The 5,004-nt window shown below is 62.8% G+C and carries 7 protein-coding genes and 1 pseudogene; 1 reads left to right on the top strand and 7 read right to left on the bottom strand.

From position 1 onward, the window contains the following. From A2J03_RS02230 to A2J03_RS02245, 4 genes and pseudogenes are all read right to left on the bottom strand, one after another. Positions 1 to 262 (bottom strand): annotated as a pseudogene (locus A2J03_RS02230) (MlaD family protein); the annotation flags it as partial. Between the two features lie 5 nt (positions 263 to 267). After that, positions 268 to 1,131 (bottom strand): ABC transporter permease, encoded by an 864-nt coding sequence (locus A2J03_RS02235; RefSeq protein ID WP_068369157.1) that lies wholly within the window; start codon positions 1,129 to 1,131, stop codon positions 268 to 270. Continuing rightward, entirely contained in the window at positions 1,131 to 1,871 is a 741-nt protein-coding gene (locus A2J03_RS02240) for an MlaE family ABC transporter permease (RefSeq protein WP_231912324.1), read from the bottom strand. Before A2J03_RS02240 ends, A2J03_RS02235 begins: the two co-directional genes overlap by 1 nt. A gap of 138 nt (positions 1,872 to 2,009) precedes the next feature. Further along, positions 2,010 to 3,380: an oxygenase MpaB family protein gene (locus A2J03_RS02245; protein ID WP_197480580.1), complete on the bottom strand. Its 1,371-nt coding sequence runs from the start codon at positions 3,378 to 3,380 to the stop codon at positions 2,010 to 2,012. Between the two features lie 131 nt (positions 3,381 to 3,511). Here A2J03_RS02245 and A2J03_RS02250 point away from each other — a divergent pair, with 131 nt between their 5' ends. Beyond that, positions 3,512 to 4,156, top strand: a complete 645-nt coding sequence (locus A2J03_RS02250) for a TetR/AcrR family transcriptional regulator (RefSeq protein ID WP_068369163.1) — start codon at positions 3,512 to 3,514, stop codon at positions 4,154 to 4,156. A 24-nt stretch (positions 4,157 to 4,180) separates the two neighbouring features. Here A2J03_RS02250 and A2J03_RS30845 read toward each other — a convergent pair whose 3' ends face one another. The 3 genes from A2J03_RS30845 to A2J03_RS02265 form a co-directional block, all read right to left on the bottom strand. Next, positions 4,181 to 4,393, bottom strand: a complete 213-nt coding sequence (locus A2J03_RS30845) for a hypothetical protein (RefSeq protein ID WP_068369165.1) — start codon at positions 4,391 to 4,393, stop codon at positions 4,181 to 4,183. A gap of 244 nt (positions 4,394 to 4,637) precedes the next feature. Further along, positions 4,638 to 4,838 (bottom strand): hypothetical protein, encoded by a 201-nt coding sequence (locus A2J03_RS02260; protein ID WP_156520149.1) that lies wholly within the window; start codon positions 4,836 to 4,838, stop codon positions 4,638 to 4,640. Beyond that, on the bottom strand, positions 4,835 to 5,004 hold a 170-nt coding region (locus tag A2J03_RS02265), incomplete at its 5' end, for a helix-turn-helix domain-containing protein (protein ID WP_068369179.1). The genes A2J03_RS02265 and A2J03_RS02260, both read right to left, overlap by 4 nt.

Raw genomic sequence — 5,004 nt, forward strand, 5'->3', positions numbered from 1 at the left:
TGCGTTGCGATCCCTCAGCGGTGCCTTCGATCGACCCGACAGCGCCGACTTTCACACCGTCGAGTCGCACGTCACTGCCCTGGCCTATCCCGGCTCCGATTCGGTCGGTGAGCAGATCGATCGTGAGAAGGTTCGCATCGGTTCCGGCGGGGGCGAGACGCCAGCCGATTCCGAGCGCGACGACAGCGGCCATGGCAAGGACGCCCGTGGTCCGCGCTGTTCGACGTCCGGCGGCGACGCCTGGTAATCCGTAGGTGGGCATTGGTCCTATCCGGAGAAGGTCACAGGGGAGGTGAGGCCCCACAGAACGATAGTGAGAATCATGTCGAGGCTGATGATCGCGACCAGGCTGGCACGAATTGCGCGCCCGGATGCTGTCCCCACGCCTTCGGGGCCTCCGGTGGCGAAATAGCCTTGGTAGCAATGGATGAGGATGACGGCGACGGCGAACACGGTCACCTTCACGACCGCCGCAACCACGTCCCAATTCGCGACGAATTGGGTGAAGTAGTGGTCGTAGACCCCACTGGGTGCGCCGTGCAGCGTCACCACGACTGCACCGCAGGCGAGGTAGCTCACGATCAGTGCGATAAGAAATGTCGGCACGATGGCCACGACGCCGGCGATGACGCGGGTTGTGACGACGAACGGCACCGACCGCACACCGAGAGCTTCGATGGCGTCGATTTCCTCCGATATTCGCATCGATCCGATTTCGGCTGTCATCCGGCATCCCGCTTGAGCTGCGAAGCCGACTCCTGCAGCGATCGGGGCAAGTTCGCGCGTATTGGCAAAAGCCGAAACGACACCGCTGAGCTGGCCGAGCGAGACCAGGTTCAATGCGCTGTACGCCTCGATGCCGATGGATGCGCCCACGGCCGCCCCCATCACGACCATCACCACCGCAGTTCCGCCGCCGACGAGCACCGAACCGCGCCCCCAGGTCATGTCGGTCACTTGAAGCATCGTCTGCGATCGATACTTCTTCAGCGTCAACGGAATCGACGACAGAACCTGCCATGCGAATACCAGGACGAAGCCCGCATTGTCGATCGGTGCCATCGGACGGACGGTGCGACGCAGCCAGACGAAGGGCCGCAGTAGCGGCGGAGTGTAGGTCGAGACCGTCATCACGCCAGCCTGACCGGGAAGAACATCGTGACCACCTGGGTGATCGCGGTGTTGATCACGACGATCGACACGACGGACAAAATGACGGCTGCGTTGACGCCGTCGGCAACGCCGCGAGGCCCGCCTTTCGCTTCCATCCCGCGCTGACACGCCACGATGACGACCAGGAATCCGAAGAGGAGCGACTTCGCGAGCGATACCCACACGTCGATCGAGGTGGTGAATGCGCCGAACGATTCCCAGTAGCTCCCGGATGTGACGTCGAGAGCCCCGATGGCGACGATATATCCGGCGACGACGCCGACCGCGATGATCAAGATGTTGAGCAGAGGGGCCACGACCAGCATCGCTGCAATTCTCGGAACGACGAGTCGTTGCGTCGGGTTGATTCCCATTACCCGCATAGCGTCGACTTCGTCGCGGATGGTTCGAGCGCCGAGGTCGGCCGCGATCGCCGCGGCACCGGCACCGCCGAGAAGGAGCCCGGTCGCCATCGGCGCACCCTGCTTGATCACTCCGAGGCCACCGGCCGCACCGATCAACGAGTTCGCCCCGAGTTCGTGGACCAGGTTTCCGACCTGAACCGAGACGATCACGCCGAACGGAACAGCCATCAGAACACCGGGAATTGCCGTGACCGTGATGAAGAACCAGGCCTGGGACAGAGTTTCTCGCCACTGGAACCGCAGCCGCACAGCATCCTCGAGCCCGAACGAGAGTGCCTCGGCACCCATCCGCATGGTCCGGCCGAAGGTGCCGACGCTCGATGAGATGGCGCTCGGCGGGTGGCTAGTCGATACGGCGGACACCACGACCACCTCCGTTCTCGTCGAGCTTGTGGATATACCGGATAACGCCTACGGACAGAGACGGCGTAGTCACCGAATCGGGCAACCCGCTTCAGTGGACGGTGTTGCATCGTGGTGGTCGTACGGGGTGGTCAGAATTCCTTTGCGTTTCGCGGCGGCACGGGAGGTGAGCACGTTGATGCGCCAGAAGCGATCGCCTTTGGCAGCGCGCCGACGCAGGCGGGTGTCGGCGAACGGCAGAACATCGGAGACTCTGTTCAGCCACACGTTGAACGTGGCCACTGCGCCGATGGCCCGCACCCACCGAGCGATCGCGATGTCGTGTGCCGGTGTGGTGGCGACGAGGGCGCGCACCGCTGGTTCGCCGCCGAAGTAGGCCATCATGCCGAGCAGAGGCTTGACCGTCGATCGACCCCGTAGGGTCAGCCGGCCGTGCTCATCGGTCATCGTGACCGCAGCCGCCCCGGACATCTCCGCGGTCGCCTCGGTCGGCCCACCGGTGTAAGGCAGGTAGTAGTTGAGTATCTCGATGGCGTCGTCCGCTGTGGTTGGAATGACGTCCTCACTGACACCGAAAACGTGTGTGATGTACGCCCAGTGAATCCATGCGTCATCGAGATCGGATTGGGAGAACTTTCGGCCGTGCCCTTGATCGACGAGCATGGGCAGAAGACCGAAGGAGATAGCACCCATCAGCATTGCGGTGCAGGAAATCGGGCAGCCGTTTCGCTCGAAATTCGATGGCTCCCAGGACCTGCGGAGTCCGGCTCGCACCTGAGAGTGCATCAGCCGTACTTTCACGGTGTCCTTGAAGATCGGCGAATAACGGTCCATGGCGCTCGATCTGGTGACGTTCCAGAACCAGGTGTAGCTCTCGAACATTCGACGCTGGTAGTCGTTGATGAATCGCCGCGTCGCTCCGGTGGCGGTCGAGACGTCGTTGCCGACGAACGTCGCCAGTGCATCCATCACCGCCATCCCCGTCTTGCCGGCGAACGACGCGCTGATCCACAGTTGGCGCCCACGTTCCCACCGCTCCGGATCGTGCCAGGCGGGCGGGTTGTCGAGACTGTCGAACAGCCGCACGAGCTCCGGGGGTGGATCGGTGACGGCGTCGATCCCGTCGTCGAGGGCGGTCTCGAGCATCCGGCGGCCGTCGGACATTCCGATGCGGCGAAATGCGCGCACGACGTCGTCCATCAGTTCGTCACCCTGCCACTGGTGGTCGGCCACCAAGCCGATCAGCGGGCCCGGCGCCGACAACCGATCCCGCGGAACCATCGGTTCGACGAAGCGACTGCGGGACACGTCCCACAGCTCGTGACTTTCGGTCGATCGCTGCGGCCACGGCCGTAGCGGCATGCCGGGGCGGTAGTAGTAGTCCTGCGCGGGGGGCGCGGCGACGGGGCCTCGGCCAGGACGCGACATCGATGTCGACACAGCTTCGTCTCCCTTGTTCGTCCGGAGCCGGCCAACCATGTGACCGAGATCATACGAAACCCTAGAGCTGAAATCTGCTCGGTTTCAACTCAGTTATTGACACGAGCTCAACGACCTGATGCCATTGACAAATGAGCAGTTCAGCGCGCTACAAGCCGGTTCAACAACGCTCGATCGCGACGATCGAGAAGATCCTCGACACTGCTGCTCAGCTTTTGATCCGTCACGGCTATATCGGTTTGACCACCAATCGCATCGCCGCCGAGGCGGGTATAGGCATCGGCACGGTGTACCGGTACTTTGCGGACAAGAACGAGTTGCTCACCGCACTTCGCGACCGCGCCAGCGTGCAGATAACCAACGAGCTCGCTGCGGCAGTCACCACGTCGCTCTCCTTCGACCAGTCGGTTGCCGTCCGGCAACTGTTCACACTGCTCGTCGAGGCGGTCGAAAGAAACGAGGCGATCATCAATGCGCTCGCCAACGAAGTGCCGATGGGCTTGCAGGGAAACATCCTCCCCGAAGTGGAAAGCCAACTGATGCGGCTCGCCCGGCACTTTCTGGCTTACCATCGCAGTGATCTATCCGATACGGAGATATCGGAACTGTCCTACATCGGCGTGACGGTCGGCTTCGCTGCGGCGATGCGAATCGGGGTCAAACGCGAACCCGGTCTGAACCGGGAGCGTCTGATCGACTGCGCCGGTGATGCATTGACCGCGTGGATCGACACCCACCGTGAGCCGGCCACCGCGAACCCTGTACCGGATCGATGACCGCACTGCGCGCCTAAGTCGTCGTCACTGGGGTTCGTCGAGCAAAACCCTTTCGATGACGGACAGAAGGGCATCGACAAGCAGATCCTCGGTCAGATCCCGATCGAGCGTCTCGCGTACGAGCCATTCCTTCGTCGCGGCCTTGACCATTCCTCCGAACGCGCGGATCGCGGCGAGTAGTCGACGGTGCCGTGGAGGCCGAAATTGAGCGTGCGGAACCAGATGTCGCTGTTCCATTCGATGCTCGACATGCCCATCAGCGAGTTCTCGTGACCCCGCCCAACAATCCCGTCGTACCCCAGAGTGCTTACGGCGCACTGAGGCTCGATCAGTCCGGTCGACTGACTCCGCGCGGCAACATCCGGCGTGGACACGAGGATTCGACCAGCTGGCTCATGCCTAGGTCCCCGCACGTTCGCCAATCGAATTGGGATCGCACGCGAACAGGAGGCGTCGGGTGCGGCAACGACCCCACCCTGCCTCAAGTGCGCTCGGTGGCCGAGTTGGCCAGCGTGCGAATTGCCAGCCAGCCTGCCGATACGACGAGGACGACCCCGATCATCTGCAACCCCGGGGAGTCGTCGGCTCCGCCGAGAACGAATGCGGCACCTCCCAGCGCTGCGATCGCGATAGCGGCGAGAGTCGCAATGATGTTGATTCGCTTGGCTTTCGGCGCTGTCACTCGTCCACCCATTCCAGTAAGTCGCCAGGTTGGCACTTCAGTACTCGACACATCGCATCGAGGGTGCTCAGACGTACCGCCTTGGCACGCCCGTTCTTGAGTACCGCGACATTGGCGGGTGTCAGGCCGACGCGTTCCGCGAATTCGCCGACGCTCATCTTCTGCT

This window comes from Rhodococcus sp. EPR-157, assembly GCF_001647195.1.
Classification (GTDB): domain Bacteria; phylum Actinomycetota; class Actinomycetes; order Mycobacteriales; family Mycobacteriaceae; genus Rhodococcoides.